Source organism: Yersinia sp. 1652 StPb PI, from assembly GCF_041538345.1.
Lineage (GTDB): Bacteria > Pseudomonadota > Gammaproteobacteria > Enterobacterales > Enterobacteriaceae > Yersinia > Yersinia enterocolitica_E.
In genome coordinates this window covers 3506842-3527924 of sequence record NZ_JAULSM010000001.1, presented here as the reverse complement: position 1 = coordinate 3527924, position 21083 = coordinate 3506842, and the positions used below count along the sequence as shown (strand labels likewise).

The window sequence follows — 21083 nt, the reverse complement described above, 5'->3', positions numbered from 1 at the left end:
CTACCCATGGCGAATTGGTTGGATCATTCTCGGGATGATGGCCTGGTTATCGCCATGTGTGGCGCAAAGATCATAACCTTGAGTCAATTCAGGTGCGATGTTACCTATCTATTTAATAAAATTAATTTTTTACCCAACCAGCGCTGGGCATTATGTTTTGAAAATAGCTATTGGTTTACTGTTGCACTGCTGGCTACGCTGTATTGCCAAAAAACGCCGGTAATTTTCGGCCATGCACGTGAGGCCGTTCTCAAAGAGCAATTGCATGAGTTTGATGGCCTGCTGACGGATCAATTACTGAATCTTGCCTGTCCAAGCGTTATAGTCGCAAGCCATGCCTTTAGTGAGGCTGCCTATCATCCACTACCTGATTGGCCTTCTGCTGCGTCATTAATCCTCTTCACCTCAGGTTCTACGGGGGCTCCCAAAGCAGTCGTTAAATCTGTTGCGAGTTTGGATACCGAAAGCCATTGGCTGGCTGTTCAATGGGGAGGGCGTTTTGATAGAAAGAATAACCCATTAATTGTTGCGTCGGTGTCTCATCAACATTTATACGGGCTGACTTTTCGTATCTTTTTACCCCTCTCGCTGGGTATTCCCTTTCAGGCTGAGTTGATTGGTTATCATGAACAACTTCAGTCACTACCTGAATCTTGTTCACCGATATTTATCAGCAGTCCGGCATTTTTAAAGCGCATGGATACAAAATTGTCGCCGATTTTGTGTCGACAGATATTTTCCGCTGGCGGGCCGCTCGGTTATCAGGATGCGCAATCTACCTTAAATACACTGGGTACATTGCCAACAGAGATTTATGGTGCCACTGAAACCGGTGTTATTGCTTATCGCCACCAATCAGCACCTGAACAAGCATGGCAGTTTTTCTCCGGTGTCAGTTTGGACATCAACAGCGACAATACTTTCACTGTTTACTCTGCCTTGATACCTGAATCAACAGGTATACCAATGAGCGATATTATTGAGCTATCTGATAACCGGCAGCGTTTTTATCTGCTGGGGCGTAAAGATCGAATAGTTAAAATAGAAGAGAAGCGTGTTTCACTCACCGAGATAGAACAGCGCTTAATATCACTTCCTGAAATTGCAGATGCGACGGTATTGGTCTTAAGCCAAAACGAAAGAGTGAACATAGCTGCTGTTGTGGTATTGACCGACACAGGTAAAGAGCAACTTGCAGCCGCGTCATTGAGGGCTTTTACTCAACGCTTACGCAACACTTTGCGTCACTGGCTTGAGCCGGTCTCTGTTCCTCGTCGTTTACGTGTGATTGATGTTATCCCGCTGAATCCACAAGGGAAGCGTGATTATGCCCGCTTACAGGAGCTATTCTTATGATGTTGCCCGTCGTCGTCAGTCAGCAAATAACAGGTGATCACTTTGCCAGCATCGATCTCTTATTACCTGCTGATTTACTGTGGTTTAGTGGTCATTTCCCCACCTGTCCAATATTGCCCGGAGTCGCACAAATCAATTGGGTTATGCACTACGCCAATCAGCTACTGGGTCAGTTGCCGGTCGTGAGAAGTATCGATGTCGTAAAATTCCAGCGGCCACTGATGCCTGATGATGAAGTCACTCTCGTACTTAATTGGGAACGAACAAATCATAAACTGATGTTTAAGTACCTTGTCCATGGCGAAATAACTGCCAGTAGTGGAAAAATATCCCTATGTCAGTAACCACTTTCGCACCGTGCGTGGTTATCCCTTGTTTCAATCATGGTGAGACTATGGCGGGTGTCTTATCTCAGTTGGCTATGTATCAATTGCCGTGTCTGATAATTGATGATGGCAGTGATGTTGATACTGCCAATGAGCTAACACGCCTGGCGGCGAAATACCCGTGGGTGGTGCTAATAACACAACCCGAAAATCGGGGGAAGGGGCATGCCGTTCTGAATGGATTGAGCGTGGCACAAAAGCAGGGTTACAGCCATGCGCTACAAGTCGATGCTGATGGTCAGCACCAATTATCTGATATTCCAATAATGCTGCTCGAGGCGGAGAAATACCCCCATCATTTGATTTCAGGGCGGCCGGTTTACGATGAGTCAGTACCGAAGGCGCGGCTTTATGGCCGCTATATCACCCACTTCTGGGTATGGATCGAAACCTTATCTCTGTCGCTGAAAGACAGTATGTGTGGTTTTCGCGTTTATCCGATTGCCGAAACACAGGCTTTGGCTGCCCGGCACCCATTGGGTGTGCGAATGGATTTTGATACTGAGGTGATGGTGAGATTATATTGGCAGGGAACTGAGAGCCGGTTCTTGCCAACACAGGTCACCTATCCCGCAGAAGGTATTTCACATTTTGATGCGCTGCATGACAACTTACGTATTTCGTGGATGCATACCCGGCTATTTTTTGGCATGTTGCCGCGTATTCCTGCGTTGCTAAAGCGTAACATGCAAAAGCCCGAGCACCATTGGTCCCAGACGAAAGAACGCAATGGTTTGTGGGGGATGCGCTTGATGTTACGCAGTTATAAAATTCTGGGGCGCACAACTTTTAACCTGTTGTTATATCCTGTTATTGGCTATTTTTGGCTTACCGGTCATCGTCAGCGCCAGGCATCAAACCATTATTTACAACAGCTTACGGCTTTCGCCAAACAGAAAAATCACCCCTTACCGGCATCCTTAAACAGCTTCCGCCATTTCATGCGGTTTGGTGAGTCGATGCTCGATAAACTGGCGAGCTGGCAAGGGGATTTAGTGATGGGTAAAGATGTGGTTTTGGTTGGGCGTGAGCGCTGTGAGGCACAAATTGCCAGCCGTCAGGGGGCGCTAATTCTGGCATCGCATTTAGGTGATATTGAATCTTGTCGTGCTTTGGCTGAGCTATCTGTTGGTGTAAAAGTTAATGCATTGGTCTTTACCCAGCATGCCGCCCGTTTTAATCAGGTCATGCAGGAGATTAACCCACACGCATTGATTAACCTTATCCAGGTAACCTCAATTGGACCTGATACCGCCATTTTATTGCGCCAGAAGCTGGATGAAGGGGAGTGGGTCGCGATTGTTGGTGACAGAACCTCCGTTAGCCCTTATCAACGAGATAACCAACCAAGAGTCATTTGGAGCACCTTCTTAGGCCACCCAGCACCTTTCCCGGTTGGGCCGTTTGCGTTAGCTGCGGCATTGCGCTGCCCGGTGTTTTTGATGTTTGGTTTAAAACTCGGCGGGCAAGGGAAGTTGGCTGCACCATCAGGTGTTATTGATCCCGCATCTGCTGCCCGATTACATGTTTATTTTGAACCTTTCGCCGATCCATTGATATTACCGCGAGCAAATCGTCAGTCGGCATTGCAACAGGCAGTGGATAGTTACGCCGCCCGCCTGGAGCACTACAGTTTATTAGCGCCGCTCGATTGGTTTAATTTTTATGATTTTTGGCATTTAAACGATGAAAAGCCAAACCAAGGAAATCAGTGACATGAATTTACCCGATGACCCGCGTTTTACTACCCGGATAGTTCACAATATCCCGTTTCATGATATTGACCCTATGGGGGTGGTGTGGCATGGCAATTATTTCCGTTATTTTGAAATTGCTCGTGAGGCTTTACTGAATCAAATTGATTATGGCTACCGCGCGATGCAAGCGTCAGGCTATGTGTGGCCAATAGTTGATACGCGAGTGAAATACATTGCTCCGCTCGAATTTGAACAGCGTATTCATATTTGTGCCTCTATTGAAGAATATGAGAACCGCTTACGTATTGGTTACCAGATTTATGATGCGACCAGTGGGAAGCGCATGACAACCGGCTACACCATTCAGGTTGCCGTTAAAGCATCCACGAAAGAAATGAGCTTTGTTTCACCGCCGGTACTGCTGGAAAGAATGGGTATCGTCTCATGAAATCGATATTCACCGTTCTCTTACTGTGTCTAAGTATCAGCGCTCATGCGGTAACGTTGGCATCATTACAACAACGATTCAGCGAACAACCGGTGTTGCGCGCCGAATTTGAACAGCAGCGCACTATTAGTGGAATGAATAAACCTTTAAAATCAAGTGGTAATTTGCTGATTTCACAGGATAAAGGGCTGTGGTGGTCACAGCAGCAACCTTTCGTTCTGACACTGCTACTCGACGATAAGCGCATGGTGCAAACCATGGCCGGCCAGCCTGCGCAGGTTATTACTGCTGACAGCAATCCGCAAATGTTCCAATTTAATCACTTATTAACGGCACTATTTCATGCTGACACGTCGATTTTGGAGCAGAATTTTACCTTAGCTTTCACTGATAGTGGCCAGGAGCGTTGGGTGTTAGTGCTCACCCCGAAAACCACGCCATTGGATAAGCTCTTTAAAAGCATCACGTTGCACGGTCAATATTTTCTGGAAACTATCGATATTGAAGATATGCAGGGAGATGGGACCCACATCCGGTTTTTCAACCAATTAACTGAACCTAAGATACTGAGCCATGCCGAACAGCAGCTTTTTGCGCACTGATTGCCATCGAAAACTGGCTATCGGCTGGTTACTTATCTGTTTGCTGTTACTGGCAACATTACTCTGGCTGATCCCGCGTAGTCAGATTAACAGCAGTGTCTTGGCACTATTGCCCAAGCAGGAGTTGACTGGCGTACCTGTCGAATTAACCGCAGGGTTTAATCAGCGTCTGGATCGCCAATTAGTGTGGCTGGTTAGCCCAGCAGAAGACCAATTGGCTCCGGTGAACTGGTGGTTGCAGCAGTTACAAAAAATGCCTGCGCTGCATCAGGTCAGTGGTGAGATGACTGCTCAACGTTTACAGGAGTGGGGCGCCTTTTTCTTTCAGCATCGTAATGTATTGTTGGATGAGGCTACCCGTCTGCGATTAAGCCATGGTGGAGCGGCGCAGGCTCAGTGGATATTGGGGCAGGCGTATTCGGCATTTGCTGGCGTGAGTGGTAAAGAGTTGCAGTATGATCCTTTACTGTTGGTTCGTGGCTCTCAATTAGCGCAACAACAAAACAGTGGGGCATTAAGTATCAGTAAGGGCTGGCTGGTGGCGAAAGATAGTCAGGGCCGCCCATGGTATTTGATTCACGGTGAATTACGCGCTTCATCTTATGATATGGCCAGTGCCCGTAGCACCGTTGAGTCATTGGCTGAATTAAAGCAGCAGCTTCAGCAGCGTTGGCCCGGTACTGAAGTCTTGGAACGCGGCACGCTTTTTTACAGTAATTACGCGAGTCAGCAGGCTGAAAGTGATATCTCGACCATTGGTTTGATCTCCGTCGCCGGTGTATTCCTGCTGATATTGATAATGTTTAAATCGCTATTGCCACTCGCCTTATGCCTTTTATCAATAACTATTGGGGCATTGGCTGGGGCGGTTGCCACGTTACTGGTTTTTGGCGAAGTCCATGTTATGACGCTGGTATTGAGTGCCAGTATCATTGGTATTTCAGCGGATTACACGCTTTATTACCTGACAGACCGCATGGCACACGGTGGTCAAACGACGCCATTGGAGAGCCTGGCAAAACTTTTCCCAGCCCTGTCAATGGCGCTACTCACCACCGTAATTGCCTATCTGATTCTGCTTATTGCGCCTTTCCCTGGGTTGCAGCAATTGGCTGTTTTTGCCGCCGCAGGGCTAACCGCCGCCTGTATCACGGTGATGTGTTGGTATCCGATATTGGCTAAACGGTTGCCGGTGCGCCCGGTTCCGCGCCTAAAGCTTATTTATCTGTGGCTAGAGAGTTGGCAAAACAACCGAATGTTACGTTTAGGCTTGCCGGCCCTGATTGCTATTTTGACTATCAGTGGGTTAGCCACATTAAAAATTAATGACGATATCAGTGAATTACAGGCGATGCCGCGTGAGTTCCAGCAACAGGAACAGCGCATTGCGGCACTTACCGGCCAGCACAGCGACCAGAAATGGTTCGTTGTGTATGGTGATAATACTGAGCAGGCATTGCAACGTCTGGAGCAATTCTCACCACAGCTATCACAGGCGAAAAAGGCTGGATGGATTGAAAGTTATCGTGTGTTGCCGTTGCCATCATTATTGCGGCAGCAACAAAATCTGGCATTACTTGAGCAAACCGCGCCAACTATTATCCACCAATTGCAACAGGCGGGTATTAGCGTTTCTCTGCCAGACTTGCCAGCACAAGGCAACCAGAAGACATGGGTGACCCCGGAGCAATGGCTTGGCTCGGTGGTCAGTGAGGGCTGGCGATTGCTTTGGCTCTCATTGCCTGATGGGCGCACGGCGATGTTGGTGCCGGTAAGTGGTGTCAGTAATCCGGCGGCACTGCAACAGTTAGCGGAGTCCGTGCCAGGAGTGACTTGGGTTGACAGGAAAACAGAGTTCAATGCGCTATTTTCTCTTTACCGTGCCTATCTATCATGGTTGTTACTCATTGCAGTGGTTGCTATAGCTGTAGTCTATTGCTGGCGCCTGGGTCTGCGTCGCGGCCTCTATTGTGTGGCACCGACGATACTTTCATTGGGGATGGGGCTGGCGGTACTTTCTCTTACCGGCCACTCGTTAAATCTCTTCTCGTTGCTGGCATTAATATTGGTTCTGGGGATTGGCATCAATTATACCCTGTTCTTTACCAATCCCCGAGGGACGCCTAGCACGTCAATGTTTGCTATTTTTATGGCGGTGTTCACCACGCAACTGACTTTCGGCATGCTGGTATTTAGCCACACCCAAGCCATCAGTAGCTTTGGCATTGTGCTGAGTAGTGGTGTGTTTACAGCCTTCTTATTAGCGCCTCTGGCGCTGCCCAAGCCAAAAGGAGAGCCAGCGTGAATTATAAACGCTGTGGGGTGTTACTCGTTTTAGCCTTATTGATTGTAGGGTGTGCCAGTTCGCCGGACCAAACACAGCCTAAAGCCTGGCTTAAGCCCGGAGTGCGGGTCGCTTTGCCGCCACCGACTTTGGCACAACCTATCAATCAGCAGCAATTACTGACCGCAACAGCGCAGGGGAAGCAGCAGTCATTATTAGTGTTGCTTCAGGCTGATGGGCAGCGCTTAACCTTGGTGGGGCTGTCGCCGCTTGGGATCCGCTTGTTCAAGGTTTCCTATGACCTGCAAGGTATTCATTTAGAGCAAACCATGAAAATTGTTGGATTACCTCCAGCAAATCAGGTTCTTGCCGATATTATGCTGAGTTATTGGCCCATCACATCATGGCGTCCGTTATTACCCGAAAATTGGCGGCTGGTGGATGAAGGGGATACACGCAGACTCTATGATGACAAAAACCAAATAGTGACAGAGATTCGCTACCAGCTATCAGGTAACACCCGTAAGCCTATCACTATTGAGCAATTTGTCTTTCACTACCGTATTACTATCCAAAATGTGGAGGAGTAACAGCGATGGTCTATTTCTCTGCTGTTGGCATGGTTAATGCGTTAGGCAGCTCATTGTCTGAAGTGAGTGCGAGCCTTAGTGCCGGGTTAGCCCCAGGCATGGCCCCCCAGCAAGGGTGGCTCTTGGGTGATTCCCCGATTTGGCTGGGTGCGGTGAATACTGAATTGCCTACTTTGCCCGAGCCACTTTCGCAGCACAATAGCCGGAATAATCGCCTGTTGTTGGCGGCATTGTCACAGATTCAACCTGAGGTTTCCGCATGCATTCTTCGCTATGGTGTATCACGGGTTGCTGTGATTATGGGAACCAGCACCTCAGGTATTTTTGAGGGGGAACGGGCGGTTAGAGAATATCAGCCTGGTTCTGGTGACGTCGCCGGGCAGTTTCCGCCAGGGTATCACTATCAACAGCAGGAGTTAGGCGATCCTGGCATCTTCCTCTCGCGTTATTTGGGGCTGAATGGCCCGAGTTATACCGTGTCTACGGCTTGTTCTTCCAGTGTACGGGCGATTATCAGCGGTAAGCGTTTGATCGAGTCTGGAATAGTCGATGCGGCGATAGTCGGTGGCGCTGACAGTTTATGTCGTATGCCCATCAATGGTTTTCATAGCCTGGAGTCACTTTCAGCTGAGCGTTGTACCCCTTTTGCCGCCGAGCGCCAAGGGATCAACGTGGGTGAGGCAGCGGCGTTGATTTTATTATCACGTGAACCTTCACCTGTAGCGTTACTCGGGGTTGGGGAGTCCTCCGATGCCTGGCATATGTCCGCCCCCCATCCTGAAGGGCATGGGGCGGAACAGGCTATCAGGATGGCATTACGTCAGGCAGAGTTGCAGCCCGCTGATGTGGGCTACATCAATCTGCATGGCACGGCGACGCGGTTAAATGATCAGATAGAAGCGCAGGTCGTGAATAGGGTTTTTGGTCATCAGACACCTTGTAGTTCAACTAAACATCTTACCGGGCATACGCTGGGGGCCGCTGGGGCCACAGAGGCGGCACTCAGTTGGCTGATATTGAGCCGGACTCTACCCTTACCAGTACAAGATTTTTCTCATGCTTCTTGGGATACTACTTTGGCCGAGATTAATTTGGTCACCAAGCCGGAAGTACTTAAAACCCCGGTTATTTTGTCGAACTCATTCGCTTTTGGTGGCAACAATGCGTGTGTGATATTAGGAGCCGGCTGATGGCGTATTCCGCTGAACATTACCTCCCACATCAATCACCAATGGTGATGCTGGATAACGTCCATTGGGTAGGGGAGGACGGGGCTGAATGCAGGGTCACCTTGAGTAAGCATGGGGTGCTTGCGCCGTTCCTCGATGCTCAGGGCTGCCTCCCCAACTGGTTTGCTATCGAATTAATGGCACAAACTATCGGCGTGTGGCGTGGCTGGCATGGCTTGGCGCAAGCGATACCTCCCACGATAGGGATGCTACTTGGTGGGCGAGCTATCAGCTGTGAATTACCGGCATTTCCTGCGGGTAGCGAACTTCAGGTTTGTGTCCAGTTAATCCTGCAAGATGAAAAAATTGGCAGTTTCGAGTGCAGTATCAACATGGCTGGAAAGCAGGTTGCTCGTGGTCGGCTAAATACTTATCAGCCAGATGCCGAAGAAATAAAAAAACTCACATTGGGGAAAGGCGCATGAAGCGTTCTGTTTTAGTCACCGGGGCCAGCAAAGGGATCGGGCGGGCCATCGCACACCGTCTGGCTGCGGATGGTTTTTTAGTGGTTGTTCATTATCACCAAGATCTTACTGGCGGTGAAGCGACACTGGCTCAGATTATTGAGGCGGGTGGTGAAGGGCGCTTGATCTGTTTTGATATCAGCGACAGGCCGCAGTGTAAAGAGGTACTCGAGCAGGATATCGCCACTCATGGCGCTTACTACGGTGTGGTGAACAATGCCGGTATCACGCGTGATGGTGCATTCCCAGCATTGACGCAAGAGGATTGGGATGGCGTCATTCATACCAATCTGGACAGTTTCTATAATGTGTTGCACCCCTGCGTAATGCCGATGATCGGTTTACGTAACGGCGGGCGCATTATTGCGCTTTCTTCGGTCTCCGGTGTGGTGGGGAATCGTGGTCAGGTGAATTACAGTGCGGCTAAAGCGGGGATTATCGGGGCTTGTAAGGCTCTGGCGCTGGAGTTGGCTAAACGCAAGATTACCGTGAATTGTATTGCACCTGGGTTGATTGATACTGGCATGATCAATATGGAGCCTATCGCGCTGCAAGAAGCCATGCGGATGATCCCACTTAAACGGATGGGAGAGGCTGAAGAGGTGGCTGGTTTAGCCAGTTACCTGATGTCAGATATCGCCGGTTATGTCACGCGTCAGGTGATTTCAATTAATGGAGGAATGGTATGAGCAGCAGGATGGTTGCCATCAATAGAGTTGTGATTACCGGCATGAGTGGGGTCACTGCTTTTGGCAATAACTGGGCGGATATTTCAGCACGTATTTATGCCGGTCAAAATGCGGTGCAATATCTGCCGCAGTGGGAAGAATATCAGGGGTTGAATACCCATTTAGGTGCGCCGATTGATGATTTTGTGGTGCCCGCACATTACACCCGTAAACGCATCCGCTCGATGGGGCGGGTATCCTTATTGGCCACCAGAGCCACTGAGCTGGCGCTAGAGCAAGCGGGTCTGATGGGGGAAGATGTACTTACCAATGGGGATACAGGGATTGCCTATGGCTCTTCTACCGGTAGCACTAAGCCGGTGAGTGAATTTGCCACAATGTTAACCGAAAAACACACCAACAATATTACCGGCACCACCTATGTGCAAATGATGCCGCATACGGCGGCGGTGAATACTGGGCTGTTTTTTGGGTTGCGCGGGCGGGTTATTCCTACCTCAAGTGCTTGTACGTCAGGTAGTCAGGCAATTGGTTATGCCTATGAAGCAATCCGTCATGGCTACCAGAAAGTGATGGTTGCTGGTGGTGCAGAGGAACTGTGTCCTTCCGAGGCGGCGGTATTTGATACCTTGTTTGCTACTAGCCAGCTAAATGATTCACCAAAATTATCACCAAGGCCATTTGATCGCCAACGTGATGGCTTGGTTATTGGTGAAGGGGCTGGCACGTTGATTCTGGAAGAACTGGAGCACGCCAAAGCACGTGGTGCCACTATTTACGGTGAAATCATTGGTTTTTATACTAATTGCGATGCTAGCCATATTACTCAACCACAAAAAGAGACCATGCAAATCTGCATTGAAAAGGCGTTACTAAGCTCGGGCCTGGCTGCCGCTGATATTGGCTATATCAGTGCTCATGGTACCGCGACTGAACGTGGCGATATTGCAGAAAGCCAGGCTACGGCGGCTGTTTTTGGTAACCGGACCCCCATTTCCTCTTTGAAAAGTTATTTTGGTCATACCCTAGGGGCTTGCGGTGCTCTTGAAGCCTGGATGAGTCTGGAGATGATGCGGGCCGGGCGTTTCGCACCAACCATTAATCTAACTGACCCTGATCCTGCCTGTGGTGACCTGGATTACCTGATGGGCGAGGGGCGTTATATTGATACCGAATTCTTCCAGACAAATAACTTCGCGTTTGGCGGCATTAACACCTCATTGGTGATCCGTCGCTGGCCGTAACCGCCATTGCTTTCCTCATTGTTGATTTTTTATCAAAAGTATTGTGTTGAATATGGCATTTTTTGGCAATAAAACTCTGGGCATAATCAGTTCAGATTTTTACCGGGTGGCTCGGGTAAATGGCCCCCGGTAATCAGCCAATTTTAAACATGTCTAAGCACGATAAAAATTCAAAATGAGGAATTACTATGAGCGTACCTGCATTCGGCCTGGGAACTTTTCGTCTTCAAGATCAAGTTGTTATTGATTCAGTGAGTCAGGCATTAACCGCGGGCTATCGTGTTATCGATACCGCACAAATATATGAAAATGAAGCAGCTGTTGGCCAAGCTATTGCGCAAAGCGGCATCCAGCGTGATGAGCTATTTATCACCACTAAGATTTGGATTGCTAACTTAGCGCAGGGCAAGCTCATTCCTAGCCTGCAAGAGAGCTTGCAGAAGCTGAGAACAGACTATGTGGATTTAACATTGATTCACTGGCCTTCGCCAAACGATGAAGTACCCGTCGCTGAATTTATGGCTGAATTAGTGAAAGCCAAAGAGCTGGGCTTAACCCGGCAGATTGGTATTTCTAACTTCACCATCGATTTAATGAAACAGGCCATTGCGGCGGTGGGGGCCGAGGCAATTGCTACCAACCAAATCGAACTGTCACCCTTATTACAGAACGGTAAGGTCGTTGAATTTGCGAAAGAAAATGGCATAGCGATCACTTCTTATATGACGCTGGCTTATGGTAAAGCGCTAGAAGAGCCCGTGATTAAAACGATTGCGGAGCAACATGGTGCCACTCCCGCTCAGGTGATTTTAAGCTGGGCGATGCAACTGGGCTATAGCGTGATCCCGTCATCGACCAAAGCCGCTAATCTGGCCAGTAACATGTTAGCGCAGGAATTGCGCTTGAGTGCCGAAGATATGGCACTGATAGCGTCGTTGGATCGTGGTGAGAGGTTAGTCAGCCCTGAAGGCCTGGCACCTGCATGGGATTGATCACGCTTTAAACCATTATCTGAACCACCCTATGTTGGGTGGTTTTTTATTTTGCTGGGAACATTTGTGCCAGACGTTCATTGATAAAATCAATAAAACAACGCAGCCGGTTACTGACGGCCTGATCACTGTAATACACCGCATTAATCGGCATAACGACGGGTAGAGTCTGTTCTACCAGTAGCGGCACTAAGTCCCCGCGTTGTAGATCGCCTCTGATCATGAAATCCGATAAGCAAGCAATGCCATTTCCCTCAAGGCAAAGGCGGCGTTGCGTCTCCCCATTATTTGACGTTAAATCTGAATATATTTCATAAAGTTGCCCATCAGCACCTGCGAGCGGCCAACGATTTAACACCGGTAAATCATTGAACCCCAGACATAAATGATGCTGTAAATCAGCCACCGTTTGTGGGGTGCCATGTTGCTTTAGGTAGGCCGGTGAGGCCAAAATATGGCGGTAACTGGTCATCAGCTTTCTGGCACGTAAGGTTGAGTCCTGTAACGTGCCGACCCGAATAGCAATATCAACCTTTCTTTCAATTAGGTTAATAAAGGTTTCTGACGAAACCAGTGATAATGTCACCAACGGATAACGCTGACGAAACTCCGCCATCAGCGGAGCCAGAATGTGCAACACCACTGGAGTAGAAGCATCGATACGCAGCAATCCTTTGGGATTTAACTGATTATCGAGTATCTCGTTTTCCGCAGTGGCCATTTCCCGCAGAATATTTTGCACTCGCCGAAAGTAGTGCTCGCCTTCTTGTGTCAGGCTGATTTGCCGGGTTGTGCGATTTAACAGCGTCACCCCTAGCTTGCTTTCGAGTTTTTTTACTGTCCGGCTGACGACTGAATTAGCTTGATCGAGTTGCTCTGCCGCACGGCTAAAACTGCCACATTCCACTACGGTAACAAAAGTAATCAGTTCATCTGAATGCGCTTTCATTGTTGCCACTCCAGCAAAAATATTTTGATATTTTGAGCATTTTTGTCATTTAACCATAGGTACATAATAGCCGCTATCAAATTGACCCGTATTTCTGGAGTAATTATGCCGCTTGCATTATGGGCACTGACCATCAGTGCATTCGCTATTGGTACCACTGAATTTGTGATTGTCGGGCTGGTTCCGACCATCGCAGAACAACTGGTAGTTTCTGTGCCATCCGCCGGTTTATTAGTTTCAATCTATGCATTGGGCGTTGCTATTGGTGCTCCAGTGTTAACCGCATTAACCGGGCGCATACCGCGTAAAATGCTATTGATTGGTTTGATGGTCTTGTTCACCCTGGGGAACTTATTAGCCTGGCAATCACCTGGTTATGAGACTCTGGTTGTTGCTCGTTTACTCACCGGTCTGGCCCACGGTGTGTTCTTCTCGATTGGTTCGACTATTGCTACCAGTTTGGTGCCAAAGGAGAAAGCGGCGTCGGCGATTGCTATTATGTTTGGTGGTTTAACGGTGGCACTGGTGACTGGGGTTCCGCTCGGGACATTTATCGGCCAGCATTTTGGCTGGCGGGAGACTTTCCTTGCGGTGTCACTGATTGGGGTCATTGCCATTATTGCCAGCGCCATTTTGGTTCCCAGTAATATTCCCAATAAGGCTTCAGCCAGTATAAAGCAGCAACTACAGGTGTTTACCCACCCACGTTTACTGCTGATTTATGCCATTACCGCCTTGGGATACGGTGGTTTCTTCACCATGTTTACTTTCCTTGCGCCAGTGATGCAAGAGCTGGCAGGATTCTCACCTGCCGCAGTGAGTTGGATCTTACTGGCGTATGGGGTATCGGTCGCTATCGGCAATATCTGGGGCGGTAAACTCGCAGACCGCCATGGTGCAGTACCTGCTTTGAGTTTTATTTTTACCGCACTTGCTGTCTTACTGTTTGTTTTCCAATTCAGTGCCAACCACAGTATTGCGGCATTAATTACGTTGCTGGTCATGGGGATTTTTGCCTTTGGTAACGTCCCCGGTTTACAAGTTTATGTGGTGCAGAAAGCGCAAGAATATACGCCACATGCCGTTGACGTTGCTTCGGGCCTGAATATCGCGGCGTTTAATGTCGGAATCGCGTTAGGATCGATTATTGGTGGGCAGACAGTTATCCGGGTTGGGTTGGCTCAGACCCCTTGGATCGGTGGCGTGATTGTTATTGGTGCGCTATTACTGGTGACACTGAGTGGCAAGCTGGATAAGAAGCACCCACGGCAAGTTGCTGTCAGCTAAATCCCTGCCAGTATCTATTGAAGCCCGCGATTGTGGGCTTCTTTGTTAATAGCAGGCTTATTAGTGCATTATGAATCACATAGATTGAATCTCTGCTTGTGTATCCCAACATCAGAATAATATCGTGGCTAAAAGAAATTACTGACAGCAGCATCTGGGCGTATAATCAGTGAACTACCGGCTGTTGTTACCTCTCGAGCCAGAGTGATTTCGAATAAGGAATAGGCCATCAAAGTGCCGAAACGAACATATGCCATGCGATATGTTGCAGGTCAACCGGTTGAACAAATCTTCCCAGGTTCTGCTAAGCAACTGGGGCTGGGGTTACCGCCAGGCGCGCCATTGCCGACATCTGAATTTTTGCGGGTGATGGTGTGGAATATCTTTAAGCAGCAGCGGGCGCAATGGCTCTCGGTGCTCAAAGAGTTCGGGCGTGATACTCAACTGATGTTACTGCAAGAAGCACAAACAACACCTGAGCTGGTGCGGTTTGCTACGTCTCACTATCAGGCGGCCGATCAGGTTCCTGCCTTTGCACTGCCTCAGCACCCTTCAGGTGTGATGACGCTTGCAGCCACCCATCCGGTCTACTGTTGCCCCCTGCGTGAGAGAGAGCCGTTACTGCGGTTGTCTAAATCGGCCTTAATTACTGTTTACCCAATCCATGACGGCCGTTTATTGATGGTGGTGAATATTCACGCGGTGAATTTCAGTCTTGGTGTTGATGTTTACAGTAAACAACTCGAGCCCATTGGGGAACAAATCGCGATGCATCGTGGCCCGGTGATTCTGGCGGGGGATTTTAATGCCTGGAGCCGACAGCGGGTTAATGCTTTACAGTGCTTTGCCCAAGTGGTGGGGTTAGCTGAAGTTGAATTCCGGGCTGATAACCGTAGCCGTGCGTTTGGCCGACCGCTTGATTTTGTCTTTTATCGGGGTCTTACTCTGGCAGATGCATCGGTATTAGTGACTCGAGCCTCTGATCACAATCCACTGCTGGTTGAATTTCAGCCATAAAAAAAGCACCCCGAAGGGTGCTTTTTAACAGCTTTAATCGCGATTCTGACTCTACGTATCCGGGGTCGATTTGCCGTTAACGAACAACGTCAATTTCAAGCCTGGTTGTAAACTATTAGCCTTGCTGACTACCGAATTCCATCGCATCACATCGTCGGTGTTTACACCGTGACGCTTGGCAATACTGGCAAAAGAATCACCTTTACGAACCTGATAGGTGATGCTGTTGCTGGTCGTTGTATTGCTTGCCAGTTGCAGGGTTTGCCCAACTTTTAAGGTGCTCTTGGCACGTAAGTTGTTCCAACTCTGCAAATCGCTGGTCTTGATATTCAACCGCTTGGCAATCGTAGATAAGGTATCACCGGAGCGAACTTTATACTGCGAACCTGATGCTGATTTTGAGCTGTTCTGTGCCAACTTGGTTGGTTGAACGGCGGCAATATCAGTATCTGCCAATGAATCTTTAAGCTGCTCAGCATGGGCCTTTGGCAACATAATATAACGAGGACCATGTCCATCAGGTGCCGTTACATTGCGCTTATACCCAGAATTAAAGGATTTCAACTTAGTAAGTGACATCCCCGCCATCTCAGCCGCCTGAGTTAGCTGTATCTGCTGACCTACATCAACACGTGCTAATGCACGGTCTTTGTCGGGTTCTGGCAAGTTTATACCGTACTTTTTGCTGTTCTTGATTAAATCACCCAAGGCCAGCATTTTTGGAACATAAATTGACGTTTCACGTGGAAGCGACAATGCCCAAAAATTGGTCGGTTTACCCTTTGCCTTATTAGCTTTCACCGCTTGCATGACTCTGCCTTCACCACTGTTATAAGCAGCGACTGTTAACAACCAGTCACCGTCAAACATTTTGTTCAGGCGCTCCATCATATCAAGCGCTGCTTTGGTAGAAGCAACCACATCTCTGCGGCCGTCATACCATTGGTTTTGTTTCAAGCCATAGTTTCGACCTGTACTCGGCACTATCTGCCATAGCCCTGCGGCGTTGGCGGATGATGTCGCGTGTGGGTCAAAAGCGCTCTCCACTATGGGTAGCAGTACCAGTTCCATCGGCATTTTACGTTTCTTAATCTGCTCGACTATCAGGTACATGTACGGCTCTGCCCGTAATGTTACATCGTGGAGATAGCTCTTATTTCTTAAGTATTTTTGCTTTTGTTCACGGATCCGGGAATTTTCCGGAACCTTCATCTTCAGCTCGTCGCTAATGAAGTTCCACAAATCTTGCTGCGCGAGGCCACTTTCACTATCAAGCCATCGCGCGCTGCCCTCTCGGACGCTATTTGTGTACTCTCCTGCTTCACTCTCTTGACCTGCTGAAGACAAACTCTGCGCATGCTGCACGGGAACCTGTACGTCCTGCTTGGACGTCTGGCACCCAACAAGCAAGACTGAGGCGAGAAATATCGCTTTGGTCTTCATGTGTGTGTCAATGTCAGTTGCTTAAAAGACGACCAATCATACTTTGCTTCGACAAAAAACACAACTAAAAGCTCAGAAGCGGTCTTTCTGGGCGCGTAATTCGGAAAAAACTGAAGCAAGTGAGTCTGGTGGCGAGATAACGCCTATTTTCCTTTGTAAATCAATGTCATCACAACGTAAAAAAACATTAATTTTACGCTCTAATTGCAATTTTACCGGCAAACTAGGTAGGTTTTTTGCCCGTAATTGCATGATTTGTTGTTGATATGTAGCAATATCTTGATCTGCGGGCAAAATGAAACGAGCAAACTTAAGATTTGCGAGAGTATATTCATGCGCGCTGCAAATTAAGGTTTCAGCGGGAAGCTGCGCCAGTCGTTGAATTGACGCATACATTTGCTCTGGTGTGCCTTCAAATAGTCTGCCGCAGCCGGCAGAAAAAAGTGTGTCGCCGCAGAAAAGATAAGGTTCGCTGTAGTATGCAATGTGCCCAAGGGTATGGCCAGGGACGGCAATAATGGTGTAGTTTTGACCATCAATTGTCAGGTGATCACCCCCATTTACGATAACTGTCGCACCTTTATTTGCTGTTTCCTGCGGACCATAGACGGGAATATTGGGAAAATGGCGGTGTAATTGTGCCACACCACCGACGTGATCGTTGTGGTGATGGGTGAGCAGGATGGCCTGAGGAGTGTATTGGCCTTGTGCCAGTGCAGACAGCACCGGCGCTGATTCACCCGGATCAACAATAACGCAGTGTTTTTGTGGGTTTGCCAATAACCAAATGTAATTGTCTTGAAATGCCGGAATACTGATAAGATTCATTGGATACCTCTTTTTTGTTGGCAACCGCTTGAGTGTGAAAGAAGATAATATACCCGTCATCTTTCAAATCGCAGGTGTATTGGCGGCTCCCGTTCATCCGCATCACTTACGGGGATTAGCTTATCGGGGTTCACTTACTTGCCACCTTCCTGCACCTTGAAATCTATTGGGTAGAAACATGAAACCAGCGCAAACACACCAACAGATCGATGCGCCCGCATCTTGGGCGGAGTTACCTTGGGGAGAGTATTACCGTGCGGCGCTTGAACAGCAATTACAACCTTGGTGGCCGAAGCTATTTGGTTTTCATCTGTTGAAAATAGGCCAGTTGAGTGCGGAAATCGCCAGCGATAAATGTGCTATCTCCCATCAGGTTAATGTGGGGGAACAAGGTACTAATATGCAGGTGCTGGCCAGCCCATACCAGTTACCTTTTGCTGAAAAGTCAGTGGATGCCTGTCTGTTATCTCATTCTTTAGCCTATGCCACTGATCCACATCGTATTTTGCGTGAGGCAGATAGGGTGCTTATTGATGACGGCTGGTTGATTATCAGTAACTTCAATCCGATGAGTGTGCTGGGTGCCGGCAAGCTGGTGCCAATATTACGCCAGCGCCAGCCTTATATTAGCCGAATGTTTACTCAGATGCGTTTGCTGGATTGGCTGAGTTTGCTGAATTATGAAGTTATGCATATGTCGTGCTTTCACGTTTTACCCTGGCATAAAGAAGGTGGGCGCTTTATCAGCACCCATCTACATGCGCTGGGGTGTGTCAGCCTGATTGTGGCCCGTAAGCGCACCATACCTTTAACATTTAATCCGATGAAGTTTGGTGCACGTAAGCCTTGGTTTAGCCGTGCGGTTGGCGCAACCAAAAGTTATCGCGACCAACCTTGATTCGGTGTGTGAAAGCCACTAATACCGTGGCAACGTCAGGTAAGAAGAGTTAGTTGGGGATATAACCAATATCGTCTTGTGTCGGTGAATTGGCCGCAAGGCGTGCCAGTTCATCGCAGCGCTCATTTTCAGGATGGCCAGCATGGCCTTTAACCCATTCCCATTGTACGGTATGGCCTTGGATTGCCAGATCCAGCCGTTGCCATAAATCTACGTTACGTACCGGTTTGCGGTCTGTGGTTTTCCACCCGCGCTTTTTCCAGTTGTGGATCCACTGTGTGATGCCCTGACGCACGTATTGGCTGTCAGTGCTGAGCGTCACGTGGCAAGGTGATGTCAATGCCTCCAAGGCGACGATAGCAGCCATCAACTCCATACGGTTGTTGGTTGTCAAACGGTAGCCAGCACTAAAGGTCTTTTCATGTTGTTTGTAACGCATAATTGCGCCATAACCACCGGGGCCAGGATTGCCAAGGCAAGATCCGTCGGTGAAAATTTCTACCTGTTTAGTCATCTCTGGTAGACTCTTCCTATCTGTTTAAACGTTAAGTCTGACATAAACGAGCGCTATGAGCACTGGCAATATGCAAGTTACCCCGACCAGACAGATTGTTCTGGATACTGAAACCACTGGTATGAATAAGCTGGGCGTTCATTATGAAGGCCATCGGATTATTGAGATCGGTGCTGTTGAAGTGATCAACCGCCGTCTGACCGGCAGAAACTTCCATGTGTATGTGAAACCGGACCGTCTGGTCGACCCAGAGGCCTACGGTGTCCATGGTATCAGTGATGAGTTTCTGGCCGATAAACCCACATTTGCTGATATTACACCGGAGTTTCTCGAGTTTATCCGTGGTGCTGAACTGGTCATTCATAATGCGGCGTTTGATATCGGCTTTATGGATTACGAGTTCCGTATGTTGCAGCAGGATATTCCGAAAACGGAAACCTTCTGTACCATCACCGATAGCCTGTTATTGGCGCGCCGCCTGTTCCCCGGCAAGCGTAATAACCTTGATGCGTTATGTGATCGCTATCTGATAGATAATACCAAGCGAACGTTGCACGGCGCATTACTCGATGCCGAAATTCTGGCAGAAGTGTATCTGGCGATGACCGGCGGTCAGACGTCTCTGTCTTTCTCTATGGAAGGTGATCAGTCGCAGAATGATTCTTCTGAAAATATCCAGCGTATTACCCGGCCAGCATCTGCGTTGAAAGTAATTTATGCGGCTGAAGAGGAGTTGTCAGCCCATGAATCGCGTCTGGATTTGGTGATGAAGAAGGGCGGCAGTTGTTTGTGGCGGATGCCGCTTGAATCGGAAGATAGTGCAAATGCAGAATAAAATGATTTCCAGATGAAAAACTGCGCAACCGGCTTATTTTGCTGGAAAAAGTATTGACGAGATTGCATTCCATACGTAATATCCGTCTCGTTCTTAACCGGAACAGCAGCGTGGTGCGGTAGTTCAGTCGGTTAGAATACCGGCCTGTCACGCCGGGGGTCGCGGGTTCGAGTCCCGTCCGCACCGCCAACATTCAGAAGCCCTGAGTTATTGCTAACTCAGGGCTTCGTTGTATCTATACCCTTGGTACTTGAAGCTGCAGGGGGGCAAAATAATAGAACTCCCCCCTTGGGTAACACATCAATAAACCCATTTAGAATTTACTGCGTAGCTTTCGCATTACCTGCTTGCGCCGCTGTTTTTACCCAACCATCAAAGGTGGCCTGATGGGCCTGAATCCAACCATTTACATGACGTTCAATATCGGCATCTGACGATTCACCCGCGTGCATCCGCATGTTCTGAGCATTCACATCATTAATCGATAATTTCATGATAGAGAACAGCTTAGCGGCGGCCGGGTTAGCTTCAGCCCATTTTTTGTTAGCCACGATATGCATCACACTCGGTGGGAAGCCGTAGTTCGCACCGTTAGACAGCTTGGTGTCGATAGTTTTATCTGGCAGGGAAGAGAAGGGAACCTGCAACCATACTACGTCACGGCCCGGCACCAATACATCACTGACCCAATAAGGTGTCCAGGTGTAATACAGGATTGGTTTGCCTTCTTTGTAACGTGTAATCGTATCGGCAATCATCGCGGCATAGTTACCCTGATTATGGATAACGGTATCGCTCAGACCATAAGCTTTGATCTGATGATTTATCGGTGCTTCACAGCCCCAACCTGGGTTACAGCCGGTTAGGTCGGCTTTACCATCGTTATTAGCATCAAACAATTTGGCGATTTTCGGATCTTTTAGCTGCTCAATATTGGTAATGTGGTATTTATCAGCGGTTTTTTTATCGATCAGATAACCCTGTGCCAATCCTTCAATATAGTTACCCTGACGATAAAATTTGGCATCGCCACCGGCAGCATTATATTGGTCGTTATGCAGTGGTTCCCAATTTACCGCCAGATAGGTGGCATCACCTGCGCCGATAGTTGAATACGCGACGTTGTAATCTACCTCTTTGGTCGGTTGGACATCGTAACCGAGTTTTTCCAAGGCTTTATTGACCAGAGAGGTCTGGAAGGTCTCTTCCGAAATGGTACTTTGCAGCGGCTGGACAGTGATGCCTTTGCCCGGTAATTCTGCGGCGGATAACTGAGTGCTGATCAGTGTGGTGAGGGCCAAGGCCCAGATTCCTGTCGAACGCATAGTTGT

General features: G+C 48.5%; 21 protein-coding genes and 1 tRNA gene. 17 read left to right on the top strand and 5 right to left on the bottom strand.

Going from position 1 to position 21083, the window contains the following annotated elements:
- Positions 1-6: 6 nt before the first annotated feature.
- The 12 genes from Q2T71_RS16085 to dkgB all read left to right on the top strand — a co-directional run bounded on the left by Q2T71_RS16085 (position 7) and on the right by dkgB (position 11981).
- Positions 7-1356 (top strand): AMP-binding protein, encoded by a 1350-nt coding sequence (locus Q2T71_RS16085; protein ID WP_372559944.1) that lies wholly within the window; start codon positions 7-9, stop codon positions 1354-1356.
- Positions 1353-1700, top strand: a complete 348-nt coding sequence (locus Q2T71_RS16080) for a hydroxymyristoyl-ACP dehydratase (protein WP_372559746.1) — start codon at positions 1353-1355, stop codon at positions 1698-1700. Before Q2T71_RS16085 ends, Q2T71_RS16080 begins: the two co-directional genes overlap by 4 nt.
- Positions 1691-3457 carry a glycosyltransferase gene (locus tag Q2T71_RS16075; protein ID WP_372559745.1) on the top strand — a complete coding sequence of 589 codons (1767 nt, stop codon included), beginning with the start codon at positions 1691-1693 and terminating at the stop codon, positions 3455-3457. Before Q2T71_RS16080 ends, Q2T71_RS16075 begins: the two co-directional genes overlap by 10 nt.
- 1 nt (position 3458) lies before the next feature.
- Positions 3459-3887 (top strand): acyl-CoA thioesterase, encoded by a 429-nt coding sequence (locus Q2T71_RS16070; RefSeq protein WP_372559744.1) that lies wholly within the window; start codon positions 3459-3461, stop codon positions 3885-3887.
- Entirely contained in the window at positions 3884-4489 is a 606-nt protein-coding gene (locus Q2T71_RS16065; RefSeq protein WP_372559743.1) for an outer membrane lipoprotein carrier protein LolA, read from the top strand. The genes Q2T71_RS16070 and Q2T71_RS16065 overlap by 4 nt, the downstream gene beginning before the upstream one ends.
- Positions 4461-6794, top strand: coding sequence for an MMPL family transporter (locus tag Q2T71_RS16060; protein ID WP_372559742.1), 2334 nt, complete (start codon positions 4461-4463; stop codon positions 6792-6794). Before Q2T71_RS16065 ends, Q2T71_RS16060 begins: the two co-directional genes overlap by 29 nt.
- A complete protein-coding gene (locus Q2T71_RS16055) occupies positions 6791-7363 on the top strand; it encodes a DUF3261 domain-containing protein (protein ID WP_372559741.1) in 573 nt (190 codons plus the stop codon). Before Q2T71_RS16060 ends, Q2T71_RS16055 begins: the two co-directional genes overlap by 4 nt.
- Positions 7364-7368: 5 nt before the next feature.
- Positions 7369-8553 carry a beta-ketoacyl-[acyl-carrier-protein] synthase family protein gene (locus Q2T71_RS16050; RefSeq protein WP_372559740.1) on the top strand — a complete coding sequence of 395 codons (1185 nt, stop codon included), beginning with the start codon at positions 7369-7371 and terminating at the stop codon, positions 8551-8553.
- The gene (locus Q2T71_RS16045; protein WP_372559739.1) at positions 8553-9017 is read left to right on the top strand and encodes a 3-hydroxy-fatty acyl-ACP dehydratase; all 465 of its coding nucleotides are present in this window, start codon (positions 8553-8555) and stop codon (positions 9015-9017) included. The genes Q2T71_RS16050 and Q2T71_RS16045 overlap by 1 nt, the downstream gene beginning before the upstream one ends.
- On the top strand, positions 9014-9745 hold the full coding sequence (locus Q2T71_RS16040) for a 3-ketoacyl-ACP reductase FabG2 (RefSeq protein WP_372559738.1): 732 nt from the start codon (positions 9014-9016) through the stop codon (positions 9743-9745). The genes Q2T71_RS16045 and Q2T71_RS16040 overlap by 4 nt, the downstream gene beginning before the upstream one ends.
- Before the next feature lie 8 nt (positions 9746-9753).
- Entirely contained in the window at positions 9754-10989 is a 1236-nt protein-coding gene (locus Q2T71_RS16035; RefSeq protein ID WP_372559943.1) for a beta-ketoacyl-ACP synthase, read from the top strand.
- A 188-nt stretch (positions 10990-11177) separates the two neighbouring features.
- Positions 11178-11981 carry a 2,5-didehydrogluconate reductase DkgB gene (gene dkgB / locus Q2T71_RS16030; protein WP_372559737.1) on the top strand — a complete coding sequence of 268 codons (804 nt, stop codon included), beginning with the start codon at positions 11178-11180 and terminating at the stop codon, positions 11979-11981.
- Between the two features lie 46 nt (positions 11982-12027).
- Here the strand turns inward: dkgB and yafC are convergent, their stop codons facing one another.
- On the bottom strand, positions 12028-12930 hold the full coding sequence (gene yafC / locus Q2T71_RS16025) for a DNA-binding transcriptional regulator YafC (RefSeq protein WP_372559736.1): 903 nt from the start codon (positions 12928-12930) through the stop codon (positions 12028-12030).
- Between the two features lie 105 nt (positions 12931-13035).
- Here yafC and Q2T71_RS16020 point away from each other — a divergent pair, with 105 nt between their 5' ends.
- Both Q2T71_RS16020 and Q2T71_RS16015 read left to right on the top strand, forming a co-directional pair.
- Positions 13036-14217, top strand: coding sequence for an MFS transporter (locus Q2T71_RS16020; protein WP_372559735.1), 1182 nt, complete (start codon positions 13036-13038; stop codon positions 14215-14217).
- A 234-nt stretch (positions 14218-14451) separates the two neighbouring features.
- Positions 14452-15234: an endonuclease/exonuclease/phosphatase family protein gene (locus tag Q2T71_RS16015; protein ID WP_083163001.1), complete on the top strand. Its 783-nt coding sequence runs from the start codon at positions 14452-14454 to the stop codon at positions 15232-15234.
- A 51-nt stretch (positions 15235-15285) separates the two neighbouring features.
- On the opposite strand, the gene mltD is transcribed toward Q2T71_RS16015, so the two are convergent.
- Positions 15286-16677, bottom strand: a complete 1392-nt coding sequence (gene mltD, locus Q2T71_RS16010) for a murein transglycosylase D (protein WP_083163003.1) — start codon at positions 16675-16677, stop codon at positions 15286-15288.
- 72 nt (positions 16678-16749) lie between these two features.
- Positions 16750-17505: a hydroxyacylglutathione hydrolase gene (gene gloB, locus Q2T71_RS16005; RefSeq protein ID WP_372559734.1), complete on the bottom strand. Its 756-nt coding sequence runs from the start codon at positions 17503-17505 to the stop codon at positions 16750-16752.
- A 178-nt stretch (positions 17506-17683) separates the two neighbouring features.
- Between gloB and Q2T71_RS16000 the strand changes: the two genes are divergently transcribed.
- Entirely contained in the window at positions 17684-18403 is a 720-nt protein-coding gene (locus tag Q2T71_RS16000) for a class I SAM-dependent methyltransferase (RefSeq protein WP_083163007.1), read from the top strand.
- A 49-nt stretch (positions 18404-18452) separates the two neighbouring features.
- Here Q2T71_RS16000 and rnhA read toward each other — a convergent pair whose 3' ends face one another.
- Entirely contained in the window at positions 18453-18917 is a 465-nt protein-coding gene (rnhA, locus tag Q2T71_RS15995) for a ribonuclease HI (protein ID WP_050074222.1), read from the bottom strand.
- A 70-nt stretch (positions 18918-18987) separates the two neighbouring features.
- On the opposite strand from rnhA, the gene dnaQ reads away from it, so the two are divergent.
- Complete coding sequence (gene dnaQ, locus Q2T71_RS15990) at positions 18988-19752, top strand: DNA polymerase III subunit epsilon (protein WP_083163009.1); 765 nt, start codon at positions 18988-18990, stop codon at positions 19750-19752.
- 112 nt (positions 19753-19864) lie between these two features.
- Positions 19865-19941: transfer RNA gene (locus Q2T71_RS15985), tRNA-Asp, on the top strand.
- A gap of 131 nt (positions 19942-20072) precedes the next feature.
- Here Q2T71_RS15985 and proX read toward each other — a convergent pair.
- A complete protein-coding gene (gene proX / locus Q2T71_RS15980; protein WP_083163011.1) occupies positions 20073-21077 on the bottom strand; it encodes a glycine betaine/L-proline ABC transporter substrate-binding protein ProX in 1005 nt (334 codons plus the stop codon).
- Positions 21078-21083: the final 6 nt, after the last annotated feature.

Coding starts and splice junctions, on each gene's coding strand:
- Q2T71_RS16035 (WP_372559943.1), top strand. CDS start 9,754: ATGGTTGCCATCAATAGAGTTGTGATTACCGGCATGAGTGGGGTCACT.
- rnhA (WP_050074222.1), bottom strand. CDS start 18,917: ATGACTAAACAGGTAGAAATTTTCACCGACGGATCTTGCCTTGGCAAT.
- Q2T71_RS16075 (WP_372559745.1), top strand. CDS start 1,691: ATGTCAGTAACCACTTTCGCACCGTGCGTGGTTATCCCTTGTTTCAAT.
- proX (WP_083163011.1), bottom strand. CDS start 21,077: ATGCGTTCGACAGGAATCTGGGCCTTGGCCCTCACCACACTGATCAGC.
- mltD (WP_083163003.1), bottom strand. CDS start 16,677: ATGAAGACCAAAGCGATATTTCTCGCCTCAGTCTTGCTTGTTGGGTGC.
- Q2T71_RS16020 (WP_372559735.1), top strand. CDS start 13,036: ATGCCGCTTGCATTATGGGCACTGACCATCAGTGCATTCGCTATTGGT.
- Q2T71_RS16045 (WP_372559739.1), top strand. CDS start 8,553: ATGGCGTATTCCGCTGAACATTACCTCCCACATCAATCACCAATGGTG.
- dnaQ (WP_083163009.1), top strand. CDS start 18,988: ATGCAAGTTACCCCGACCAGACAGATTGTTCTGGATACTGAAACCACT.
- Q2T71_RS16080 (WP_372559746.1), top strand. CDS start 1,353: ATGATGTTGCCCGTCGTCGTCAGTCAGCAAATAACAGGTGATCACTTT.
- Q2T71_RS16085 (WP_372559944.1), top strand. CDS start 7: ATGGCGAATTGGTTGGATCATTCTCGGGATGATGGCCTGGTTATCGCC.
- Q2T71_RS16070 (WP_372559744.1), top strand. CDS start 3,459: ATGAATTTACCCGATGACCCGCGTTTTACTACCCGGATAGTTCACAAT.
- dkgB (WP_372559737.1), top strand. CDS start 11,178: ATGAGCGTACCTGCATTCGGCCTGGGAACTTTTCGTCTTCAAGATCAA.
- Q2T71_RS16050 (WP_372559740.1), top strand. CDS start 7,369: ATGGTCTATTTCTCTGCTGTTGGCATGGTTAATGCGTTAGGCAGCTCA.
- yafC (WP_372559736.1), bottom strand. CDS start 12,930: ATGAAAGCGCATTCAGATGAACTGATTACTTTTGTTACCGTAGTGGAA.
- Q2T71_RS16060 (WP_372559742.1), top strand. CDS start 4,461: ATGCCGAACAGCAGCTTTTTGCGCACTGATTGCCATCGAAAACTGGCT.
- Q2T71_RS16065 (WP_372559743.1), top strand. CDS start 3,884: ATGAAATCGATATTCACCGTTCTCTTACTGTGTCTAAGTATCAGCGCT.
- Q2T71_RS16000 (WP_083163007.1), top strand. CDS start 17,684: ATGAAACCAGCGCAAACACACCAACAGATCGATGCGCCCGCATCTTGG.
- Q2T71_RS16040 (WP_372559738.1), top strand. CDS start 9,014: ATGAAGCGTTCTGTTTTAGTCACCGGGGCCAGCAAAGGGATCGGGCGG.
- gloB (WP_372559734.1), bottom strand. CDS start 17,505: ATGAATCTTATCAGTATTCCGGCATTTCAAGACAATTACATTTGGTTA.